21 protein-coding genes are annotated in these 20,374 nt (G+C 69.8%); 15 read left to right on the forward strand and 6 right to left on the reverse strand.

Features of this window, described 5'->3' with window-relative positions; all coding sequences use genetic code 11:
• Positions 1-96 precede the first annotated feature (96 nt).
• The 8 genes from AB6807_RS28910 (at position 97) to rtcA (ending at position 8,262) form a co-directional block, all read left to right on the forward strand.
• On the forward strand, positions 97-1,320 hold the full coding sequence (locus tag AB6807_RS28910) for an RtcB family protein (RefSeq protein ID WP_371087258.1): 1,224 nt from the start codon (positions 97-99) through the stop codon (positions 1,318-1,320).
• 2 nt (positions 1,321-1,322) lie between these two features.
• The gene (locus AB6807_RS28915; RefSeq protein WP_371087259.1) at positions 1,323-1,664 is read left to right on the forward strand and encodes a hypothetical protein; all 342 of its coding nucleotides are present in this window, start codon (positions 1,323-1,325) and stop codon (positions 1,662-1,664) included.
• A 27-nt stretch (positions 1,665-1,691) separates the two neighbouring features.
• Positions 1,692-2,354 carry a zinc-ribbon domain containing protein gene (locus AB6807_RS28920; RefSeq protein WP_371087260.1) on the forward strand — a complete coding sequence of 221 codons (663 nt, stop codon included), beginning with the start codon at positions 1,692-1,694 and terminating at the stop codon, positions 2,352-2,354.
• Complete coding sequence (locus AB6807_RS28925) at positions 2,351-3,043, forward strand: hypothetical protein (protein ID WP_371087261.1); 693 nt, start codon at positions 2,351-2,353, stop codon at positions 3,041-3,043. The genes AB6807_RS28920 and AB6807_RS28925 overlap by 4 nt, the downstream gene beginning before the upstream one ends.
• 29 nt (positions 3,044-3,072) lie before the next feature.
• Entirely contained in the window at positions 3,073-4,059 is a 987-nt protein-coding gene (locus tag AB6807_RS28930; protein WP_371087262.1) for a ribonuclease Z, read from the forward strand.
• Positions 4,056-4,958, forward strand: coding sequence for a nucleotidyltransferase domain-containing protein (locus AB6807_RS28935; protein WP_371087263.1), 903 nt, complete (start codon positions 4,056-4,058; stop codon positions 4,956-4,958). The genes AB6807_RS28930 and AB6807_RS28935 overlap by 4 nt, the downstream gene beginning before the upstream one ends.
• Positions 4,959-5,046: 88 nt before the next feature.
• Positions 5,047-7,167 (forward strand): TerD family protein, encoded by a 2,121-nt coding sequence (locus AB6807_RS28940; RefSeq protein WP_371087264.1) that lies wholly within the window; start codon positions 5,047-5,049, stop codon positions 7,165-7,167.
• Positions 7,168-7,206: 39 nt separating this feature from the next.
• On the forward strand, positions 7,207-8,262 hold the full coding sequence (gene rtcA / locus AB6807_RS28945; RefSeq protein WP_371087265.1) for an RNA 3'-terminal phosphate cyclase: 1,056 nt from the start codon (positions 7,207-7,209) through the stop codon (positions 8,260-8,262).
• Positions 8,263-8,292: 30 nt separating this feature from the next.
• Here the strand turns inward: rtcA and AB6807_RS28950 are convergent, their stop codons facing one another.
• The gene (locus tag AB6807_RS28950) at positions 8,293-8,742 is read right to left on the reverse strand and encodes a MarR family winged helix-turn-helix transcriptional regulator (protein ID WP_116909383.1); all 450 of its coding nucleotides are present in this window, start codon (positions 8,740-8,742) and stop codon (positions 8,293-8,295) included.
• 74 nt (positions 8,743-8,816) lie between these two features.
• Between AB6807_RS28950 and AB6807_RS28955 the strand changes: the two genes are divergently transcribed.
• From AB6807_RS28955 to AB6807_RS28980, 6 genes are all read left to right on the forward strand, one after another.
• Positions 8,817-9,842, forward strand: coding sequence for a Bug family tripartite tricarboxylate transporter substrate binding protein (locus AB6807_RS28955; protein ID WP_371087266.1), 1,026 nt, complete (start codon positions 8,817-8,819; stop codon positions 9,840-9,842).
• Between the two features lie 19 nt (positions 9,843-9,861).
• A complete protein-coding gene (locus AB6807_RS28960) occupies positions 9,862-10,833 on the forward strand; it encodes an amidohydrolase family protein (protein ID WP_371087366.1) in 972 nt (323 codons plus the stop codon).
• 1 nt (position 10,834) lies between these two features.
• Positions 10,835-12,058, forward strand: coding sequence for a 3-hydroxybenzoate 6-monooxygenase (locus tag AB6807_RS28965; RefSeq protein ID WP_371087267.1), 1,224 nt, complete (start codon positions 10,835-10,837; stop codon positions 12,056-12,058).
• A gap of 2 nt (positions 12,059-12,060) precedes the next feature.
• Positions 12,061-13,476 carry an MFS transporter gene (locus AB6807_RS28970; protein ID WP_371087268.1) on the forward strand — a complete coding sequence of 472 codons (1,416 nt, stop codon included), beginning with the start codon at positions 12,061-12,063 and terminating at the stop codon, positions 13,474-13,476.
• On the forward strand, positions 13,473-13,892 hold the full coding sequence (locus AB6807_RS28975) for a DoxX family protein (protein ID WP_371087269.1): 420 nt from the start codon (positions 13,473-13,475) through the stop codon (positions 13,890-13,892). The genes AB6807_RS28970 and AB6807_RS28975 overlap by 4 nt, the downstream gene beginning before the upstream one ends.
• A 114-nt stretch (positions 13,893-14,006) precedes the next feature.
• On the forward strand, positions 14,007-15,068 hold the full coding sequence (locus AB6807_RS28980; protein WP_371087270.1) for a maleylacetate reductase: 1,062 nt from the start codon (positions 14,007-14,009) through the stop codon (positions 15,066-15,068).
• 34 nt (positions 15,069-15,102) lie between these two features.
• Here the strand turns inward: AB6807_RS28980 and AB6807_RS28985 are convergent, their stop codons facing one another.
• From AB6807_RS28985 to AB6807_RS28995, 3 genes are all read right to left on the reverse strand, one after another.
• The gene (locus AB6807_RS28985; protein WP_371087271.1) at positions 15,103-15,465 is read right to left on the reverse strand and encodes an alpha/beta hydrolase; all 363 of its coding nucleotides are present in this window, start codon (positions 15,463-15,465) and stop codon (positions 15,103-15,105) included.
• A gap of 225 nt (positions 15,466-15,690) precedes the next feature.
• Positions 15,691-16,077 carry a helicase SNF2 gene (locus AB6807_RS28990; RefSeq protein ID WP_371087272.1) on the reverse strand — a complete coding sequence of 129 codons (387 nt, stop codon included), beginning with the start codon at positions 16,075-16,077 and terminating at the stop codon, positions 15,691-15,693.
• Between the two features lie 113 nt (positions 16,078-16,190).
• Complete coding sequence (locus AB6807_RS28995; protein ID WP_371087273.1) at positions 16,191-17,864, reverse strand: adenylate/guanylate cyclase domain-containing protein; 1,674 nt, start codon at positions 17,862-17,864, stop codon at positions 16,191-16,193.
• A gap of 29 nt (positions 17,865-17,893) precedes the next feature.
• Between AB6807_RS28995 and AB6807_RS29000 the strand changes: the two genes are divergently transcribed.
• Positions 17,894-18,673: a Crp/Fnr family transcriptional regulator gene (locus AB6807_RS29000; protein WP_207786682.1), complete on the forward strand. Its 780-nt coding sequence runs from the start codon at positions 17,894-17,896 to the stop codon at positions 18,671-18,673.
• A 12-nt stretch (positions 18,674-18,685) separates the two neighbouring features.
• On the opposite strand, the gene AB6807_RS29005 is transcribed toward AB6807_RS29000, so the two are convergent.
• Both AB6807_RS29005 and AB6807_RS29010 read right to left on the reverse strand, forming a co-directional pair.
• Positions 18,686-19,090: a DoxX family protein gene (locus AB6807_RS29005; protein ID WP_371087367.1), complete on the reverse strand. Its 405-nt coding sequence runs from the start codon at positions 19,088-19,090 to the stop codon at positions 18,686-18,688.
• Between the two features lie 234 nt (positions 19,091-19,324).
• Positions 19,325-20,254, reverse strand: coding sequence for a LysR family transcriptional regulator (locus tag AB6807_RS29010; protein WP_371087274.1), 930 nt, complete (start codon positions 20,252-20,254; stop codon positions 19,325-19,327).
• Positions 20,255-20,374: the final 120 nt, after the last annotated feature.

Here is a 20,374-nt window from a genome sequence, read left to right on the forward strand (position 1 = left end):
GAATGCCGCCGGTCTGAAGCCCGCGGCTCCGTGGTCAGGGCACGACGTTTCGTCGATTCCTGTCGCTGCTTTTTTGTTGTGAGAGAGAAAAGAAAAATGGAACAGAACTACAAACTGCACGAAGTGCCCAACGGCGTCCCCGTGAAGATGTGGACGCACGGCGTGCCCGTGGAAGACGAGGCGCAGAAGCAGCTGGAGAACGCCGCGCGCCTGCCCATCGTGTTCAAGCACATCGCGGCCATGCCCGACGTGCACTACGGCATCGGCGCGACCGTGGGCTCGGTGATCACGACCTTCAAGGCCATCATTCCCGCCGCGGTGGGCGTGGACATCGGCTGCGGAATGATGGCGTGCAAGACCACGCTGAACGCGCGCGACCTGCCCGACAACCTGGGCCCGCTGCGCGCGGCCATCGAGAAGGCCGTGCCGCACGGAAGCAACCCCAAGCGCATGGGCCGCGACAAGGGCTCGTGGGAAACGCCGCCCGACGAAACCGATGCGGCCTGGGCCCGCCTGGTGGACGAGTTCGACCTGATCTGCGAGGACTACCCGCGCATCAGGAACACCAACAACCACAAGCACCTGGGCACGCTGGGCACCGGCAACCACTTCATCGAGGTGTGCCTGGACGAAGCGGGCGCCGTGTGGTTCATGCTGCATTCGGGTTCGCGCGGCGTGGGCAATGCCATCGGCACCCACTTCATCGAGCTCGCGAAGAAAGACGCGGAGCTGCACCAGCGCAACCTGCCCGACCAGGACCTGGCGTACTTCGAAGAGGGCGCCAAGTACTTCGGCGACTACGTGCGCGCGGTGGGCTGGGCCCAGAAGTTCGCGCTGGCGAACCGCGAGGTGATGATGCAGCGCGTGGTCGCGGCCGCGCGCAAGGTCATCGCGAAGCCCTTCGAGGCGCACGTGGAAGCGGTGAACTGCCACCACAACTACGTGAGCCGCGAGACGCACTTCGGTGAAGACGTGCTGGTGACCCGCAAGGGCGCGGTGAGCGCGAAGGCCGGCGAGCTGGGGATCATCCCCGGCAGCATGGGCGCGAAGAGCTACATCGTGCGCGGCAAGGGCAACCCCGAGAGCTTCATGAGCTGCAGCCACGGCGCCGGCCGCAAGATGAGCCGCACCAAGGCCAAGAAGCTCTTCACCATCGCCGACCAGATCGCCGCGACCGAGGGCGTGGAATGCCGCAAGGACGCCGACGTGATCGACGAGATTCCGATGGCCTACAAGGACATCGACGCGGTGATGGAGGCGCAGAAGGACCTGGTGGAGGTGGTGTACACGCTCAAGCAGGTCGTCTGCGTGAAGGGCTGACCATGGGCGTGGACTACCGCGTCAAGGTCGCGTTGCCGTCGCGCGATGTCGCGCACGGCATCTGTCGCAAGGCCGGCCTGGGCGGCCATCTGAAGGTCGAGGGCGATCGTGCGGATTTCTATCCGGCGCCGCCGTCGACGCCGTCGACGCCCTCGACGCCCTCGGAGTGGGCGCAGGCATCGGTCACCATCGACGCCGATGGCTTCGTCGTCTGCCTGCTTGCGAACAGCAGCTTCGCGCGACAAGGTGCTCGGCGGCATCGTTCAACTCGCCACGGGCGAAGGTATCGTGACAGTGGAAGAGCTTTAGAAGGGGAGGCCGGGAGATCCGGCCCGCCTTCGTAGCGACGCAATACGGAGGTTCGAAGAAAAATGAAAAGCAACAAGCAACGACGTGCCAAAATCAAGGCGCACCGCCGGGCACGCGCCGCGCGCGCCGATGCACGGCTGCGGGCACCCGATCGGCAACGCCACGTGTGCCCGCACCTGCTCGGCGCCGAGCCTGCCGACCTGGACGTGCTGGGCCGCTACAACAACACCTGGGGGCCATTGCCCGGGTTCTACGTCACTCGCCCGTTCACTTGCCGCGACTGCGGTTCTGAAGAAGTCTGGACCGCGAAGCAGCAGAAGTGGTGGTACGAAGTCGTGCACGGGAGCATCGAGAGCAACGCGGTGCGCTGCCTCGCGTGCCGTCGCGCGCGCCGGGCTTCGCACGCTGCTTCGCGCCAGGGTGAAGGCGCCAACCGGTTGGGCGATGCGTCGGCACGCCTGCGCGTGCTGGCCTGCGCGGCACCGACGGCGGATGCGCGCGCCGAGGTGGCCGCCGCGCTCGAGAGCAAGTGGTGGAGCCTGCGCACGCTCGCCATCGCGGCGCTCGGCCGCTGGGGTGCCGATGAAGACATCGCGCGGCTGCGTGCGCTTGCCGATGCGCGCTGTTCGTCGTGGAGAAGCTGGGAGCGCGTGGGCGCCCATGCTGCGGCAAGGGCGCTGGCCGGGCGCTTGCGGTCGGCCGCCGATGAGGGGGGTGCGAAATGAGCATGCCTGCGTCGGGACTCTTGCCACTGGCACCACTTGCACCGCTGGCACCGCTGGAGGAGGCCGAGGCGCAAGCGTTGCGCGACACGCTGCGCCGCGTCGGCTCCGCGTTCGAGTTCGTCGTCTGCCGCGTGCCGGAAGGCGTCGATGAAGCAGGCGAGGCGCACCATCGCGCGGTGCTTCGCTTGCTGTGCGACGACATCGTTGCGGAGTGCGACGACTACCGCCGCAAGACCATCGCGCGCGACCCTTCGCTCGCGGACGCTTTCGGACCCCGGCTGGCCTTCGACGTGGACGCCGCGCGCGCCACGCCGCGCGATGCGTCCGCGGTCGTCGCCGCCGAGCGCTTCGCGCCGCTGCATCGCGTGTCGTACCAGCGCGATCCGGCGCAGGTTTCGTGGTTCGAGTGGCTCTGCCAGGCCTTCGGCGACCCGCCCTACACGCTGGACGTGGCCGACGAAGCGGAGCGGGCCTCGCTGTTCCCGCGCTTCTGCGCATGCACGGGCATGCTGCCGGGCGAAGGCATCGCCGTGCACGACTGGGTCGGCGACCCGGAGCGGGAACCCGGGCGCAGCGCGTGGAGTCCGTACTTCGACGACGGCAAGGAGTGGTGGGGCATCTGGTGCCTCACGGTGTGGAACCCGCGTCGCCGCACGCTGGCCGCGATGATGGCGAGCCAGACCGACTGAAAGAAAAAGGGGAGCAAAGAAAAATCATGATGTTGAAGTTCACGTTCCTGGGAACGTCTTCCGGCACGCCCACGCGCCACCGCAACGTCTCCGGCCTCGCGGTGCAGACGGTGCTGAATGCCGACTGGTTTCTGGTCGACTGCGGCGAAGGCACGCAGCACCGCCTGCTGCAAACGCCGCTGTCGCTGCACGACCTGGCCGCCGTCTTCATCACGCATGTGCACGGCGACCATTGCTACGGCTTGCCGGGCCTGCTCGCGAGCGCGGGCATGGGCAAGCGCACCAAGCCGTTGAAGCTGGTCGCGCCGCTGCCGGTGTGGCAGTGGTTCGAGGCGACGCGCGCGCTGACCGACCTGCACCTGCCGTACGAAGTTGAGCATGTGGACGTCGAAGACCAGGCGCTGGTGTACGAGGTGCCCGGCGTGCGCGTCGAGCGGCATGTGCTGAGCCACCGCGTGCCCAGCCACGCCTACCGCGTGCAGGTCGAGACCCGCCGCAGTCGCCTGAAGACCGACGCGCTCAAGGCCACCGGCTTGCCGCCCGGCCCCGCGTGGCGCGCGCTGCAGCAAGGCGAAGACGTGCACTTCGAAGGCGCCTTGATGCGCAGCGCCGACTTCGCCGACACGCAGCTCGACACCGCGATTGCCGTGCTGGGCGGCGACAACGCCGCGCCCGCGCTGCTGCACGGCGCCTGCCAGGGCGCGCAGCTGCTGGTGCACGAGGCCACCTACACGCAAGAGGCGCTCGACAAGGTCGGCGCGGGCCCGATGCACAGCTCCGCGCGCCTGGTGGCCGAAGCCGCGCAGGCCGCTGCCGTGCCCAACCTGGTGCTCACGCATTTCAGCGCGCGCCACCAGAACGACGAGGGCATGGCGGCACTGCTGGCCGAGACGCGGGCGCATTACAGCGGCCATGCGTTCCTGGCCAACGACCTGGACGTGTTCGCGCTCGACAGCGCCGGCACGCTGACCGCCGCGCTTGCGCCGGAAAGAACGAAGAAGGGAGATGACCGATGAGCCACACCAAGAAGGAACTCGAGAAAGAACTCGGGAAGGAACTCGGGAAGGAATTCCTGCGCTCCGCCCACCCGATCGCGCCCGACATGCGCGCGCAGATCATGCAGGCGCTGCGCGACATCGAGGCGACGCACGACGTCACCGTGCTCTTCGCCTGCGAGTCCGGCAGCCGCGGCTGGGGCTTTGCGTCGCCCGACAGCGACTACGACGTGCGCTTCATCTACGTGAACCGCCTGCCGTGGTACCTCACGGTGCAGCCGCGCCGCGACGTGATCGAGGTGCCGATCAGCGGCGACCTCGACATCAACGGCTGGGACCTGCGCAAGGCGCTGGGCCTGATGCGCGAGTCGAACCCGACGCTGCTCGAGTGGCTGCGCTCGCCCATCGTGTACCGCGACGACGCGGTGGCGATGCCGCGCTTTCGCGCGCTGTCGGAGGCGGTGTTCTCCAACGCGCGCGGCTGGCACCACTACACCTCGATGGCGAAGAAGAACTTTCGCGAGCACCTGCAGGCCGACGAGGTGCGCTACAAGAAATACCTGTACGTGCTGCGCCCGCTGCTGGCCGCGCGCTGGATCCGCGCGCAGCCCGGCGTGCCGCCGATGCGCTTCGCCGACCTGGCGCAGGGCACGCTGGACCCCGCGCGCGACGCCGCGCTGATCGACGAGATCAACGCGCTGCTCGAGGTGAAGATGCGCGCCGGCGAAGCCGCGACCAGCCCGCGCTGGCCCGGCATCCACGCGTTCATCGAGCGCGAGCTGGCGGCCAACGCGGCCGAGCCGGTGACGCCGCTGCCGTCGTCCGACGGAGCGGGGCTGGATGCGTTCCTGTGCGAGACGGTGCTGCGCTTCGATGAAGGCGCCGCGGGTGTTGCTCGCACCCGCACGGAGGTTTTATGATGTTCGCGAGCGGCTATGTGGGTCCTTCCTTCTCATACACCTGGAAACTAGGGTCTGCGCTTTCCGCTCCTTTTTTTGGGCGCGCACGATGAACGAATCGATTTATCTGCGTCGCCGCTGGCGCGTGCTGGCCGAACCCGGCCAGGCCACGCTGCCTCCCGCCTACCTCGCCACGCTGTACAAGGAACTCGAAGCCCTGGGCTGCACGCTGTCGCCCTCGCTCGATGCCTGCCTGTGCACCTGGGAGCCCGAGCCCTTCGTGGGCTTCCACCGCACGCTGTTGAAGAACGTGCGCGCGCTGAAGGGCGCGCACCGCGAGTGGAAGCCGCTGTACCCGAACTTTCCGGAGCAGGTGGCCAGCGCGAGCGCGACCACGCTGTTGCTGAACGCGGTGCGCCACTACGCCAGCTTCGGCCGGTTGCGGCCCGATGCGGCGGCGGCGCCGCGCGACGCGCTGCCCGAAGAAGAGAAGCTCGCGGCGCTGCGCGTGATCGACCTCGGCACGCCGGACGACTTCCACGCCGTGTTCACGCAGCTGGCCGGCGCACGCAGTTCGCTGTCGGTGCAGGACAAGGAAGACCTCGCGTGGTTCGTGCGCTTCTACCGCGGCAAGGTGCACGCGTGGATGCCGGAGCACTTCGTGTCGAAGGAGAACCTGGCCGTGCTCGGCGCCGCGCTGCTGAAGGTGGACGACCCGCAGGCGCAGGCTTTCCTGGAAGCGCATCTGCAGACCGCCACCGACGTGTTGCGCCTGGCCGTGGCATGCAGCGACGGCGATGTGTCGCTGGCCGAACCGGCGAAGTTCGCGCGCATGAAGCGTCCGCTGCGCCGCTGGCTGCTGGCGTTGATGGAGCGCAGCGCCAGCGTGGCCGAAGACGTGGCGCGCCGGCCCGAGGTGTTCAAGCGCCTGGGCGAGGTGCTGCATCCGGGGGAGCATGCAAAGCGCTTTCCGGCGGCGGCGGCCGCGTTCGAGAACGTGCGCAACGGCGTGCGGCCGCAAGGCTTCAACCACCATGTCGAGCGGCAGCTGGAAGCGCGCGCCATCGACGACCTGCTGGCGCTGCTGCCGACGCGGCCCGGCGACTTCGCGCGCCGGCTGGACCACGTGTTGCGCCTGGCGCCGCAGCCGCGCGAGGTGCTGGCGCGTTTCGGTGACGTGGCGGACAAGGCATCGACCGCGGTGCTGCTGCAGGCCATGGTGCACTTTGGTCACCGTGACCGACCCGACGACCGACCCGGCGACCAACCGGGCGACCCCCAGGGCGAGCCCGCGCTGCGTAGCTTCTTCCCGAAGGGCGACACGGCGAAGGTCTTCGCGGTGAAGGACACGCGCCTGCCGCTGCCGCCAGGCATCGCGCAGGAAGCCGCGGCGCTGTGCGAGGCGGCGTTGCTTCGGCGCTTTGCGCAACTGCCGCTGCTCGGGCGTTGCCACGTCGAGCCGGCGCTGCGCAACCACCTGGTGCCGTTCTCGCAGCGCTCGGCGTCGAAGGCGCTGCGCACGCTGGTGCGCGGCAGCCGCCTGCCGATGCCAAACGCGAACATCGTGCGCCTCTTTCTCTGGTGGAAGAACGGCCGCAGCCGTACCGACATCGACCTGTCGGCCGCGCTGTTCACCGCGCAGTACAAGTACATCGACGTGCTGGCGTACTACAACCTGAAGAGCTACGGCGGCGTGCACAGCGGTGACATCGTCGACGCGCCGAAGGGCGCGGCGGAGTTCATCGACCTCGACGTGGCGCTGCTGCGCGAGAAGGGCGTGCGCTACGTGATGGGCTCGATCAGCAGCTTCACCTCGCAGGCCTTCTGCGACCTGCCCGAATGCTTCGCGGGGTGGATGGCGCGCCAGGCCGCGGGCTCGGGCGAGATCTTCGAGCCCGCGACAGTGATCGACCGCGTCGACGTGGCGGCCGACACCACGATCTGCCTGCCGGCCATCTTCGACCTGGAGGCGCGCGAGGTGATCTGGGCGGACATCGCGCTGAAGCAGTCGCCGTTGTGGAACAACGTGCAGAGCAACCTGGCGGGCGTGTCGCTGATGCTGCGCTCGCTGGTGGAGCTGGCGAAGCCCGACCTGCACACGCTGTTCATGCTGCACGCGCGCGCACGGGGTCAGCTGGTGGAAGCGGCGGGGGAGGCCGACACGGTGTTCGGCGTGCACCAGGGAGTCACGCCTTTCGATACGGACCGGATACGCGCCGACTTCATGTAGCCGGCGCATTGTCAAGAAGACAGCAAGAAGAAAAAGATGATGAAGCCAGAACAAGAAACGATCGAACTCGACGGCTCGCAAGGCGAGGGCGGCGGCCAGATATTGCGCACCAGCCTCGCGCTGTCGGTGGTCACGGGCCAGCCGCTGGCCATCGAGAAAATTCGCGCCGGGCGCGCCAAGCCCGGCCTCATGCGACAGCACCTGGCCTGCGTGAAGGCCGCAGCGGAAATCAGCGGTGCGCAGGTCGACGGGGCCGAGCTCGGCTCGCAGTCGCTGCGCTTCGCGCCGGGGCCGGTGCGTGCGGGCGAGTACCGCTTTGCGATTGCCAGCGCGGGCAGCTGCATGCTGGTGCTGCAGACCGTGTTGCCGCCGCTGTTGCTGGCGGGCGCGCAGAGCCGCGTGCACCTGAGCGGCGGCACGCACAACCCGATGGCGCCGCCCTTCCACTTCCTGGAGCGCGCTTTCGCTCCGCTGGTGCGCCGTCTGGGGGCGGACCTGCAGCTCACGCTGCGCCGCTGCGGTTTCTACCCGGCGGGCGGCGGCGAGGTCGAGGCGGTGATCGTGCCCGCCGCCGGCGCGCTGCAGCCCTTCGACCTGATGGCGCGCGGCGCGCACCGGTCGGGCTATTCGGAGTGCCTGGCGCCCGGCCTGCCGCGCCACGTGTCGACACGCGAGCTCGACACGCTCGGCAATGCGATGGGTTGGTCGGGCGAGCAATTGCGCGTGGCCGCGGCGCGCCAGAACGAAGGCCCGGGCAATGCGCTTTTGGCCACGCTGGCCTACGAACACGTGACCGAGGTGTTCACCGCCTTCGGCGAAAAGTCGCTGAGCGCGGAGCAGGTCGCGCACGGGCTGGTGAAGGAAGTGCGCGAGTTCCAGAAGAGCGAGGCGGCCGTGGGCCCGCACCTGGCCGACCAGCTCGCGCTGCTGCTGGCGCTCGCCGCCTGGCAGGCGAAGAAGGCGTGCGCGTTCACCTGCAGCGAAGTGACGGAACACACGCGCACCAACTGCGCGGTGATCGAGCGCTTTCTGCCGGTGCGCTTCGAGATCACCGAGGGCCGCCAGGCTTGCGCGGTGCGGGTCTCGCCACGCTGAGGCCGAGCCGCCCGCTTCCTGCGGGTGGGGTCAGGCGAGCGGCGTCGCGTTCGCGTACAGCCGCAGCAGCATCGCGCGCAAGGTCTTCACCTCGGCCGCGCTGAAGTCGGAGGTCGCCACGGCCTCGTAGTGCTGCGCGAGCGGAATCAGCTCCAGCGTCAGCGCCAGCCCGCGCTCGGTGAGCGCGATGCGCACCGCGCGCTTGTCGGTGTCGCACTTCTCGCGCGCCACCAGTTCATGCATGGCCAGCCGGTCGACGATGCGCGACAGCGCCGACAGGTCGGTCGAGGCGTGCGTGGCCAGCTCGGACAGCGTCTGCTTCGGCGTGTGCTGCAGCGACGCGCACACGCGCCACTCGCTCAGGGCCAGCCCGTAGGGCTTCAGTGCCTTCGCAAAGGCGTTGCCCATGCGCGCGCCGGCGCGGGCCAGAAGGAAGGGAATCGCCTTCTCGAGGTCGTGATCTTGGGGCAGGGTTTTCATCTAGACATGCTTGAACAATCAAGTATATAGTCCGCCGCAATTACTTGAATAATCAAGCAAATACGGAGACGAACATGAGCCTGAAGCCTTCCCGAAGAGGTGCCGTTGCATGGGCCCTCGCGCTGCCTTTCATCGCCGCGGCGCCGCTGGTGCAAGCGCAAGCGCAAGCGCAAGCGCAAGCGCAAGCGCAGGGCGCCGCAGCCAGGTGGCCCCAGCAGGCCGTGCGCTTCGTGGTGCCGTTCCCCGCGGGTTCCGCGCCCGACGTGCTCATTCGCCACGTGGGCGCCAAGCTCGGCGAGAAGTGGGGGCAGGGCGTGATCGTCGACAACAAGCCCGGCGGCAGTGGCGTGATCGGCATGAACGCGATCCTTGCGGCGCCCACCGACGGCTACACCTTCGGCTTCGTGCAGGGCTCGGCGATCTCGGTGGCGCCCAGCACCATCAAGGGCGTGAGCTACGACTTCAACCGCGACTTCGTGCCGGTCACGCTCGCGGCAGTGGCGCCCTTCATGCTCGCGGTGCCGGCCAACTCGCCCTACAGGACGCTGGCCGACTTCATCGCCGCGGCGCGCGCCAGGCCGCAGGGCATCGAGGTGGCCGACAACGGCCGCGGCACCGCGCCGCACCTGGCCTCGGCGCTGCTCGGCCTGCAATCGGGCGCGCAGTTTCTCGAGGTGCACTACCCCGGCGGCGCGCAGGCCATGCAGGCCACGCTGGGCGGGCAGACGCAGATGATGGTCGAGACCTACAACGTGGTCGCCGGCAACGTGCAGGGCGGGCGCATGCGCGTGCTGGCCAGCATGGGCGACCGCGTGGAGGCCGGGCTGGAGTCGTTCCCGCTCGCGAGCAAGACGGTGCCCGGCGCGGTGGCGCACGGCTGGTTCGCGGTCATCGCGAAGAAGGGCGTCGACCCGCTGGTGCTCGCCCGGCTCAACAAGGACATGAACGAGGCGCTGCTGCTGCCCGACGTGGTCGCCAAGTCGCGCGAGCTCGGCACCTACCCGCGCCCGGGCACCCCCGAACAGCTGGCGCGCTACATCGCCGACGACCGCAAGACCTGGCAGGACGTGCTGGACAAACTCAACATCAAACCCGAATGACCCAACCATGAACTCACCCATGAAGAACAAGATCGCGCTCGAAGAGCACTTCGCCATCGACCTGACCATTGCCGACTCGCAGGTCTACGCCCGCCCCGAGGTGTGGGCGACGCTGAAGGGCAACCTGCTCGACTTCGAGCAGCAGCGCCTGGAGAAGATGGACGAGTGGGGCACCGAGCTGTCGATCCTCTCGCTCAATTCGCCGGCGGTGCAGGGCATTCCCGATGCGAAGCGCGCCATCGAGGTGGCGCGGCGCGCCAACGACGTGCTGGCCGAGCAAATAGGCCGCCACCCCACGCGCTTCGGCGGTTTTGCCGCGCTGCCGCTGCAAGACCCCGAGGCCGCCGCGCGCGAGCTGGAGCGCTGCGTGACGCAGCTGGGCTTCCAAGGCTTCCTGGTCAACGGCTTCTCGCAGGTGGGCGACGCGCACACGGTGGTCTATTACGACGACCCGCGCTTCAACGACTTCTGGAGCGCCGCCGCGGCGCTGGAGAAACCCTTCTACATGCACCCGCGCGACCCGCTGGCCAGCCGCGAACCGATCTACGACGGCGCGCACTGGCTTACCGGCCCAACCTGGGCCTTCGCGATGGAAACGGCCATCCACGCGCTGCGCCTGATGTCCAGCGGCATGTTCGACCGCCACCCCGCGCTGCAGATGATCCTCGGCCATTTCGGCGAGGGCATTCCGTTCAACATCTGGCGCGTGGACCACATCCTGCGCAAGGGCCGCCGCGGCATGCCCTGCGACAGGGAAATCGGCGACTACCTGCGCAGCAACGTGCACATCACCACCAGCGGCAACTTCCGCACGCCCACGCTGCTGTCGACCATGCTCGAGGTGGGCGCCGACCGCATCATGTATTCGGTGGACTACCCGTTCGAGAAGCACGAGGACGCGGCGCGCTGGTTCGACAACTGCGAAATCAGTGAGAACGACCGCCAGAAGATCGGCCGTGGCAACGCGGTGAAGCTCTTCGGGCTGAAGTGACATGAGCGCCGTGAAAGACACCCGCCCCGTGCTCGTGGCCGGCGGCGGCATCGGCGGGCTCGCCGCCGCGCTGGCGCTGGTGCGCGAGGGCTACCGCGTGAAGGTGATCGAGCAGGCCGGGCAGATCGGCGAGATCGGCGCGGGCATCCAGTTGAGCCCGAACGCCTTCGCCGCCTGCGACGCGCTGGGCGTGGGCGAGCACCTGCGCGCCAAGGCCGTCTACACCGAGGAGATGGTGATGTTCGACGCCATCGACGCCAAGCGCGTGGCGAGCATTTCGCTGTCGAACGATTTCCGCGAGCGCTTCGGCAACCCCTACGCGGTGATCCATCGCGCCGACATCCACGGCGCGCTGCTCGAAGGCGTGCAGGCGACCATGAAGGCGACCGTCGACGGCATCGAGTTCCTCACCTCCACCAAGGTCGTGCACATCGAGCAGGACGAGCGCGGCGTGACGCTCATCGACGCGCAGGGCGGCCGCCACGAAGGCCAGGCCGTGATCGGCTGCGACGGCGTGCGCTCGGCGGTGCGACAGCAGTACGTGGGCGACGGTATTCGCGTGTCGGGCCACGTGGTGTTCCGCGCGGTGGTCGATACGGCGGACTTCCCCGAAGCCTTGCGCTTCACCGCGCCATGCATCTGGGTCGGCCCCAACTGCCACCTGGTGCACTACCCGCTGAAGGGCGGCGACAAGTTCAACATCGCCGTCACCTTCCACAGCGACCAGCCCGAGGAATGGGGTTCGATGGACGGCGACCCGGCCGAGGTGCAGCGCTATTTCAGCGCCACCTGCGAGCAGGTGCGCCAGCTGCTGCGCATTCCGAAGGCGTGGAAGCGCTATTCCACGGCCGACCGCAACCCCATCGAGCAATGGACCTTCGGCCGCGCCACGCTGCTGGGCGACGCGGCGCACCCGATGGTGCAGTACCTGGCGCAGGGCGCCTGCACGGCCTGCGAAGACGCGGTAACGCTGGGCCTCGCGCTGCGCCGCGAGCAGGGCGACTGGCCGCGCGCGCTCGCGCTGTACGAGCGCTCCCGCGTGGCGCGCACCGCGCGCGTGGTGCTGTCGGCGCGCGAGATGGGGCGCATCTACCACGCCAAGGGCGTGGAGCGCCTGGTGCGTAACAGCATGTGGAAGGGCCGGCCGCAAGAACGTTTCTACGACGCGCTCGAATGGCTCTACGGCTGGACGGCCGCCACCTGCCTGGACGAGGCGGCGGCGTGAAGATGCTTGCGCAATCACTCGAAGCCGGCGGCGGTGCAGCCGCGGGCATCGACGCTCCGGCCACCGACATTCAGGCCGTCGACATTCCGGCGCTCATCGACAGCCACCCGGTCAGCTCGTTCCAGAAATGGATCCTCGTGCTGGTCGGCTGCGCGGTCGTCATGGACGGCTTCGACGTGCAGGCCATGGGCTTCGTCGCACCGGCCATCGTGAAGGCCTGGGGCATCGACAAGGCGTCGCTGGGCCCGGTGTTCGGCGCGGGCCTGCTCGGCATGCTGGTCGGCTCGCTGGTGCTGAGCACCTGGGCCGACCGCATCGGCCGGCGGCCGGTGCTGCTGGGCGCCACGGTGTTCTTCGCGCTGTGCATGCTGGCCACCACCTTCGCGCACACGCTCAACCAGCTGCTGGCGATGCGCTTCGTCACCGGCATCGGGCTGGGCGGCATCATGGCCAACGCCAGCGCGCTGGCCAGCGAGTACAGCCCGCAGCGCCGCCGCGTCACGCTGATGATGTGGGTGTCCTGCGGCTTCACCGGCGGCGCCGTGCTGGGCGGGCTGGTGTCGGCGGTGCTCATTCCGTGGGGCGGCTGGCAGGCGGTGTTCGTCTTCGGCGGGGTGGTGCCGCTGGTGATCGCCGCGCTCATGTGGCGCTACATGCCCGAGTCGATGCAGTTCCTGGTGCTGCGCGGGCGCAAGCTCGACCGCGTGCACGGGTGGCTCGCGCGCATCGCGCCCGGGCAGCGCATCGGCCCCGACACGCGCTACGTGGTGCACGAGGCGAAGCAGGACGGTGCCCCGGTGGTCGAGCTGTTCCGCGCCGGGCGCGGGCCGGCCACGCTGCTGCTGTGGGGCATCAACTTCATGAACCTGCTGAACCTGTTCTTCCTGGCCAACTGGCTGCCCACCATCGCAACCGGCGCCGGCTACAGCGGCGGCACGGCGGTGCTGGTGGGCACGCTGCTGCAGGTGGGCGGCGTGGTGGGCACGGTGGCGATGGGGCCGCTGATCGACCGCATCGGCTTCTACCGCGTGCTGGTGCCGATCTTCGCGGTGGCGGTGCTGGCCATCGGGGTCATCGGCCAGCCGGCGTTGCCGCTGGCGCTGCTGCTCGCGGTGGTCACGGTGAGCGGCTTCTGCGTGGTGGGCGCGCAGCCGGCGCTCATTGCGCTGGCCTCCAGCGTGTACCCGACCACGGTGCGCGCCACCGGCATGGGCTGGAGCCTGGGCATCGGCCGCGCGGGCTCCATCGTGGGGCCGGTGCTGGCGGGCTGGCTCATCGGGCTGCACTGGACGAACAGCGCGCTCTTCATCGCGGCGGCGGTGCCGGCGCTGCTGTCGTGCGTGATGGTGCTCTGCATGGGGCGACTGAAATTCACGGGCGCCACCGCGCGCCCGGCCAACTCTGGAGAAATGCAATGACGACGAACGAACAGAACAGCCGCTGGGTGCTGGCCGCCCGCGTGCTGATGGCCGTGATCTTCCTGGTGGCGGGCGTGCGCAAGCTCATGACCTATGGCGCCACGCTCGGCTATTTCGCCAAGCTCGGCATCCCGATGGCCGAGGTGGTGCTGCCGCTGACCATCGCGCTGGAAGTGGGCGGCGGGCTGCTGCTGGTGGCCGGCTGGCGCGTGCAGTGGGTGGCGGGCGCGCTGGCCGTGTTCACGCTGGCCACGGCCTTCACCGCGCACGCCTTCTGGGCCGCCGACGCGGCGCAGTTCGCGGGTCAGCTCAACAACTTCCTGAAGAACGTGGCGATGGTGGGCGGCTTCGTGCTGCTCATCGCGCAGGCCGGCAGCGGCGGGCGCAAGAGCAGTCCGGCTGGCGTGACCGGCTGAACGCCAACCCTGCCGCCGGGCGGAAAACTCCTTTCCGCCCGAGGGGTTGAACGGCGCCCGGCCCGGGTGAACACTCGCGTGGCCGCAAGATCGCGTCCGAAGAAAGCCAGCAGCATGTCCCTACAGCCCTTCATCTACAACAGCGTTGCCCAGCGGGTGGTGTTCGGTGCCGGTGCGCTGCAGCACCTGGCCCGCGAGATCGACGCGCTGGGCGCGCGCCGCGCGCTGGTGCTGTCCACGCCCGAGCAGCGGCCGCAGGCCGAGCGCGTCGCCGACATGCTGGGCGCGCACGCGGCCGGCGTGTTCGATCGCGCCGTGATGCACGTGCCCATCGAGACGGCGCGCGAAGCCCGCGAGGTGGCGCAGCGCCTGGGCGCCGACTGCGCCGTGGCCATCGGCGGCGGCTCGACCACCGGGCTGGGCAAGGCCATCGCGCTGGATTCGGGCTTGCCGATCCTGGCCATTCCGACGACGTACGCGGGCTCCGAGATGACGCCGATCTACGGCATCACCGAGGCCGGCATGAAGAAGACGGGCAAGGACTTCAAGGTGCTGCCGCGCACCGTCATCTACGACCCCGAACTGTCGCTCACGCTGCCCGTGGGCATGAGCGTGACCAGCGGCATCAACGCCATCGCGCACGCGGCCGAAGGGCTGTACGCGGTCGATTCGAACCCGATCATGGACCTGATGGCGCAGGAAGGCATCGCCGCGCTGGGCCGCGCACTGCCCGCCATCCGCGCCATGCCCAAGGACCTGGGCGCGCGCAGCGACGCGCTCTACGGGGCCTGGCTGTGCGGCACCGTGCTGGGCAACGTCGGCATGGCACTGCACCACAAGCTGTGCCACACGCTGGGCGGCAGCTTCAACCTGCCGCATGCCGAGACGCACACCATCGTGCTGCCGCATGCACTGGCCTACAACGCCGAGGCGGCGCCGGGTGCGATGGCCCGCATCGCGAAGGCATTGGGCGGCAGCAGCGCCGCGCAGGCGGTGTACGACCTGGCGCGCGACAACGGCGCGCCGGTCGCGCTGCGCGACATCGGCATGAAGGAGTCGGACCTCGACCTGGCCTGCGCGCACGCGCTCAAGAACCAGTACCCGAACCCGCGCCCGCTGGAGCGCGATGCGATCCGCGCCCTGCTGCAGAACGCCTGGGAAGGCGCGCGGCCCTGAGCCGGCGAGGCTGCGGCAGGGGCCGCGCCGTGGCTCAGCGGCCGGCCTGGCGGGTGAACGACACCGCGGGCTTCTTGTAGGCGGCAGGCACTTCGTCGCGGTAGAACGCGCGGCGGTCCAGGCTTTGCAGCGGGTTGCTGGCGGCGGCCACGGCCTGCGCATGCACGCTGGCGCGGTCCAGCGTCGAATTCACGGCCACGGTGCCTTCGGCGGCGGCGTCCGAATAGGCATTGCCTTCGCGCGTGGCGGCCACGGCTTCGGCGTTCACGGCGGCGCGGCTCGCGGCCGAGGTGATGGCATGCACGCCGTCATAGGTTTCCGCGTGCGTGCCGGCGGCACCCAGTAGGGCGAAGGCGGTGGCGAGGGCGGAAGCGGCGATGCGTTGCTTGGAGTTCATGGTGAGCGTCTCTTGGGTTCACTGTGTGGGCGGCGGACATCCGTCGTTGCCACGCGATGAAGTGTGAAACCGCGGCACGATAGGCGCTGTGCGTTTGCGCACCGCTTTTCGTGTGCCGTCCGCTCCACGATCGCGCCCTGCCCAATGAAAAAGGCCGGTCCCTGCTTCGCAAGGGCCGGCCTCGAGGCGAATGCTCGCCGAAGCGGGCTGTGCGCGGCGCGTCGCTTACAGCGGCAGCGCGTCGCCACGTGCGGCGGCGCGGGCCGCGGCACGCACCGTCGCGCGGTCGATGGTGCTGGCCACCATCGGGGCCGTGCCCGACGAGGCGCCTTCGGCGTACGGGTTGTCGCTGTGCGCGGCGGCCACGGCTTCGGCGCGCACCTCGGCGCGGCTGGCGGACGAGGCAACCACCGGGGCGGGGCCGGCGCTGGCGCCGTCGGCATAGGGGTTGTCGTTGTGCGCGGCGGCCACGGCTTCGGCGCGCACATCGGTGCGGCTGGCGGACGAGGTGATCGGGTGCACCCCGTCGTAGGTTTCGGCATGTGCCGCGCCCACGGCGCCCAGCAGGGCGAACGTGACGGCGGACAGAGCGAGGCGTTGCTTGGTGTTCATGATGCGAGTCCCTTCGACTGACGGTGTGGACGGCGGACATTCGTCGTTGCCACGCAGCCAGTGTGAAACCGCGGTGCCTGGGGCGCTGTGCGTTTGCGCACCGCTTTCGTCAACTACGCAAGAGAGTGCGCAGCAGGGTTCGCAGGCTGCGGATACAGCACCTGCAGCGGCTCGGAGCGCCCCCGCACGGCGAGCGTTTGCGCGTCGCCCATCGTGTGCGCGATGCCCGCCTGCTGCGCCGCGAACAGCGACACGACCAGGCGCGACGCGGCCGTCTTCGAGTGGTCCTGCAGCCGGCTCGCGGTGTTCACCACCTCGCCGATGGCGGTGAAGGTGGTGGTCTCCAGGTAGCCCACTTCGCCCACCGCCGCGCGGCCCGCATGCAGGCCCATGCCGAACTCCAGCCGCTGGCCGAACTGCGCCTCGAAGCCTTCGCTCCATGCGTCCATGCGCTCGGCGATGAGCGCGGTCGCTTGCAGCGCCTGCCTGCAGGCCGTGGGCAGGTCGCACTCCAGCCCGAAGATGGCCATCACGCTGTCGCCGATGAACTGATTGGGCACGCCGCCGCTCTCGCGCACGGCACCGCCCACGGTGGCGAAGTAGCGGTCGAGCACATAGGCGAGGTCGAAGGGCCACTGCCGCTCCGACAGGCCCGACCAGCGCCGCAGGTCGACGAACAGGATCGCCACGTCGTGCTCGCGCCCGAAGTGGCCGACCGGCGCGGGCCGGCCTTCGTTGGGCCGCGGCGCGAACAGCGGCGTGACCTCGATGTCGCCGCGCGGGCGCAGCTGGCAGGCCAGGCGCACGTCGCTCGGGGCGCGCACGCGCTCCAGCGTGCGCTGCTCGTCGCGGCCCGGCTGGCCGATGTGCTCGGCGGGCCCCGCCACGCGCACGCGGCAGGTCGAGCAGCGCGCGCGCCCGCCGCAGATCGACACATGGTCGATGCCGTGCGAGCGGCTGGCCTCCAGCACGCTCCAGCCGCGCGGCACCTGCACCGCGCGGCCGGGGTAGCGCAGCGTGACCGACGGCTGGCGCGACAGCCGGGCGAAGCCGTTGCGCCCCCAGCGCGCGGCCAGCAGTGCGAGCAGCGCCAGGCCGTAGCCCCACTTGATGTAGTTTTCAGCCGCGGCCAGCGACTGGCCCTGTTCGGCGGTCGGCAGCACCACGGGCGGCACGCCGGTCCACTGGAACTCGCGCCCCATCGACACGAAGCCCATCGCCGCCGCCAGCGGCAGCACCACCGCCACGGCCAGCAGCAGGTGCGAGAAGCGGCGGTAGGCCGGCTGCACCCGCAGCGCGAAGTGCAGGCCCAGGCAGCCGTGCGCCCAGGCCGCCAGCATCATGCCCAGCTGCGCGGCGGCGCCTTGCCAGTCCCACAGGCCCCAGACCACGCGCACGTAAGAGCCTTCGATGCCGTAGGCCAGGTAGGCGCCGCGCATCGCGGTGAGGTGGGTGGCCAGCAGCAGCGGCAGCGCGAAGCCCAGCAGCACGCGCACGGCTTCCAGCGGCGGCATGCGCAGGGTGCGGCGCTCCCACAGCGCCAGCACGGCCAGCGCCAGGTGCGTGGCCGCGGCGCCGTACAGCAGGGCGGTGCCGACCCCGCTGTGCCAGAACTTCTGCACGCCGCGCAGCACCGTCTCGGCCGCGGCGAACGAATGGATGCCCAGCGCGTGGTTCAGCAGGTGCGCCGTCACGTAGGCCATCAGCACCAGCCCGCTCACCCAGCGGAGATTGCGCCGCGTGGGCGGTCTCAGCGAAAAAGGGGTGGGGGGGGAACGTCTGTCCATGAACGGGTTCGAAACGGCACCCGAGCATAATGCGCGCGCCCTTACCGACCCCTGGCATGGCCAAACCTGAAACGTCCCCCTCCACCTCCCCCGGCGTTGCCCCGCGGTCCAGCCTCGCGCTGCGCCACGTCGCGCTGCTTGAAGGTTTGTCGGACCAGCGCCTGGACCTGCTGGCCCAGCAGTGCCTGTGGCACAGCGTGGAGGCCGGCAAGCCGCTGCTGCTGCGCGCCGAGCAACAGGGCGAGGTGTTCCTGCTGGTCTCGGGCCGGGTGCGGGTGACGACCTATTCGGCCAACGGCCGGCAGGTGACCTTCCGCGATTCGGAGGCCGGCGAGCACTTCGGCGACATCGCCGCCATCGACGGCGGCCCGCGCTCCGCCGACGTGGTCACGCTGGCGCCCAGCGTGGTCGCCAGCCTGGACCGCGCCGCCTTCATGGCCCTGCTGCGCGACGAGCCGCTGGTGGCCGAGCGGGTGATGCAGCGGCTGGCGTCGCTGGTGCGGCAGCTGTCGGAGCGCGTGATCGACCTGAGCACCCTGGGCGTGCAGAACCGGCTGCATGCCGAGCTGCTACGGTTGGCGCGTGCCGCGGGCCCCCACGAGGGCGACGCCAACCAGGCCCGGCTCGACCCGGCGCCCAAGCACGCGGCGCTGGCCAGCCAGATCAGCACCAACCGCGAGCAGGTGACCCGCGAGCTCAATGTGCTGGTGCGCAGCGGGGTGCTGCGCAAGGACGACAAGGCGTTGCTGGTGGCCGATGTGGGGCGGTTGGAACTGATGGTGTCGCAGGTGCGGGGCGACGGCGGCTGAGTAGCAGGAGCTTCAGTTGTAGCGGCCGTTGCGGCCACCCACGCTGAAGCGCCCCGCCCCCAGCAGCACCACCGCCAGCGCGCCGAACAGGTACAGGCCCTGCAGCTCCAGCGCCCAGCCGCCTTGCTTGCCCAGGGCGAACAGGTCGGCCATGTGCACCAGGCCGAAGGCCACCAGCATGTTGATGACCACCACCGCGGCCGCGCCGCGCGTGAACACGCCGGCAATCATCAGCAGCGGCGCCACGATCTCGCCCACGTACACCAGGTAGGCCAGCCCGCCCGGCAGCCCGGCCTTGGCCAGCATGCCGCCGATGAAGCCGACGCCGGCCGACAGCTTGAAGATGCCGTGCAGCAGCACCAGCAGGCCGACCGCCACGCGCAGCACGAGCTTGCCGGCGTCGTCGCCGTTCGCGATGGCGGCGGGGGAAAGGGAAGCCAGCGACGGCGCGATCGGCGCACGCTGGGTGTTGGCGTTGGCGGCAGCAGCCTGGGTGTTCATGGCAGATCCTTGGAGGAAAACATGGGAGGTCCGCCACGGGATGCGGCGGTTGCGCCTCCAGTGTGCGCAGCCGCCGGAACGCGGGATGTGCGTTTACGCACATCTTTGGCCGCAAAGCCCGCCCGGGCCGCCCCCAGCCGGCTCCATCGCTCAATGCGTGCCGAAATGCCCCGTCCACTTGCGCTCGTAGTCCATCTTCTGGAAATGCGCGGCCATGAAGTCGATGAAGCTGCGCACCTTGGCCGACAGGTGCTTGCGGCTCGGGTAGGCCAGGTTGATGGCCAGGTGGGGCAGGTCCCAGTCGTCCAGCGTGGGCACCAGCCGCCCGGCCACGATGTCCTCGTAGACGATGTAGGTCGGCTGCACCAGGATGCCCATGCCGTCGAGCGCGGCGGCGCGCAGCACCTGGCCGTCGTTCGACTCCAGCAGCCCCGTGACCGACACCGTGCGGGTCTCCCCGCCGCGGCTGAAGCGCAGCTCGTTCGGGTTGTTGGCGTGGGTGTAGATCAGCAGCTTGTGTCGCGTGAGCTCCTCCAGCGTCTTCGGAAAGCCGTGCTGCGCGAAGTAGCGCGGCGAGGCCGCCAGGATGCGCCGCGTCTCGCCCAGCCGGCGGATGGTCACGTTGGAGTCGGGCTCGTACTCGCGCGTGCGGATCGCCACGTCGATGTTGTTGTCGATCAGGTCGAAGTAGCGGTTGGCCGCCTCCACGTGCACCGTCACGCCCGGGTAGCGCTGGGTGTACTCGCGCAGCAGCGGCGCGATGTGGTGGATCGAGAAAGACAGCGAGGCCGTCACGCGCAGCACGCCGGTGGGGTTCAGCGCGGTGGCGTTCACGGTCGATTCCGCGTCCGACAGGTCGGCCAGGATGGTGCGGGCGCGGCCGCAGAACTCGCGCCCGGTGTCGGTCAGGTACAGCCGCCGGGTGTTGCGCTCGACCAGCCGCGCGCCAAGCCGGGCCTCGAGCGCGCTCAGGTGGCGGCTGGCCGCGGCGTTCGACAGGCCCAGCGCCTCGGCCGCGCGGCTCAGGCTGCCGGCGTCGGCGATCTGCACGAGCAGGGCGATCTCGGTCCAGCGGTCCATGGGGAATGTCTCCGGGTGCTTGTAGGGCTCGGCGCCTCGGCTCCTTCGCCTGGTGGCCTTGGCTTTTGTGGCGCCGGGGGATTTTGGCGCAGCGGCGGGGTCGACCGTTCCGCTGGGCGG

Origin of the sequence: Variovorax sp. RCC_210 (genome assembly GCF_041355175.1) — a bacterium.
Taxonomy (GTDB): Bacteria; Pseudomonadota; Gammaproteobacteria; order Burkholderiales; family Burkholderiaceae_C; genus Variovorax.

What these genes read in the sequence shown, in the direction of transcription:
- AB6807_RS28910 (WP_371087258.1), top strand. Translation starts at nt 97, where the DNA reads ATGGAACAGAACTACAAACTGCACGAAGTGCCCAACGGCGTCCCCGTG.
- AB6807_RS28915 (WP_371087259.1), top strand. Translation starts at nt 1,323, where the DNA reads ATGGGCGTGGACTACCGCGTCAAGGTCGCGTTGCCGTCGCGCGATGTC.
- AB6807_RS28920 (WP_371087260.1), top strand. Translation starts at nt 1,692, where the DNA reads ATGAAAAGCAACAAGCAACGACGTGCCAAAATCAAGGCGCACCGCCGG.
- AB6807_RS28925 (WP_371087261.1), top strand. Translation starts at nt 2,351, where the DNA reads ATGAGCATGCCTGCGTCGGGACTCTTGCCACTGGCACCACTTGCACCG.
- AB6807_RS28930 (WP_371087262.1), top strand. Translation starts at nt 3,073, where the DNA reads ATGTTGAAGTTCACGTTCCTGGGAACGTCTTCCGGCACGCCCACGCGC.
- AB6807_RS28935 (WP_371087263.1), top strand. Translation starts at nt 4,056, where the DNA reads ATGAGCCACACCAAGAAGGAACTCGAGAAAGAACTCGGGAAGGAACTC.
- AB6807_RS28940 (WP_371087264.1), top strand. Translation starts at nt 5,047, where the DNA reads ATGAACGAATCGATTTATCTGCGTCGCCGCTGGCGCGTGCTGGCCGAA.
- rtcA (WP_371087265.1), top strand. Translation starts at nt 7,207, where the DNA reads ATGAAGCCAGAACAAGAAACGATCGAACTCGACGGCTCGCAAGGCGAG.
- AB6807_RS28950 (WP_116909383.1), bottom strand. Translation starts at nt 8,742, where the DNA reads ATGAAAACCCTGCCCCAAGATCACGACCTCGAGAAGGCGATTCCCTTC.
- AB6807_RS28955 (WP_371087266.1), top strand. Translation starts at nt 8,817, where the DNA reads ATGAGCCTGAAGCCTTCCCGAAGAGGTGCCGTTGCATGGGCCCTCGCG.
- AB6807_RS28960 (WP_371087366.1), top strand. Translation starts at nt 9,862, where the DNA reads ATGAAGAACAAGATCGCGCTCGAAGAGCACTTCGCCATCGACCTGACC.
- AB6807_RS28965 (WP_371087267.1), top strand. Translation starts at nt 10,835, where the DNA reads ATGAGCGCCGTGAAAGACACCCGCCCCGTGCTCGTGGCCGGCGGCGGC.
- AB6807_RS28970 (WP_371087268.1), top strand. Translation starts at nt 12,061, where the DNA reads ATGCTTGCGCAATCACTCGAAGCCGGCGGCGGTGCAGCCGCGGGCATC.
- AB6807_RS28975 (WP_371087269.1), top strand. Translation starts at nt 13,473, where the DNA reads ATGACGACGAACGAACAGAACAGCCGCTGGGTGCTGGCCGCCCGCGTG.
- AB6807_RS28980 (WP_371087270.1), top strand. Translation starts at nt 14,007, where the DNA reads ATGTCCCTACAGCCCTTCATCTACAACAGCGTTGCCCAGCGGGTGGTG.
- AB6807_RS28985 (WP_371087271.1), bottom strand. Translation starts at nt 15,465, where the DNA reads ATGAACTCCAAGCAACGCATCGCCGCTTCCGCCCTCGCCACCGCCTTC.
- AB6807_RS28990 (WP_371087272.1), bottom strand. Translation starts at nt 16,077, where the DNA reads ATGAACACCAAGCAACGCCTCGCTCTGTCCGCCGTCACGTTCGCCCTG.
- AB6807_RS28995 (WP_371087273.1), bottom strand. Translation starts at nt 17,864, where the DNA reads ATGGACAGACGTTCCCCCCCCACCCCTTTTTCGCTGAGACCGCCCACG.
- AB6807_RS29000 (WP_207786682.1), top strand. Translation starts at nt 17,894, where the DNA reads ATGCGCGCGCCCTTACCGACCCCTGGCATGGCCAAACCTGAAACGTCC.
- AB6807_RS29010 (WP_371087274.1), bottom strand. Translation starts at nt 20,254, where the DNA reads ATGGACCGCTGGACCGAGATCGCCCTGCTCGTGCAGATCGCCGACGCC.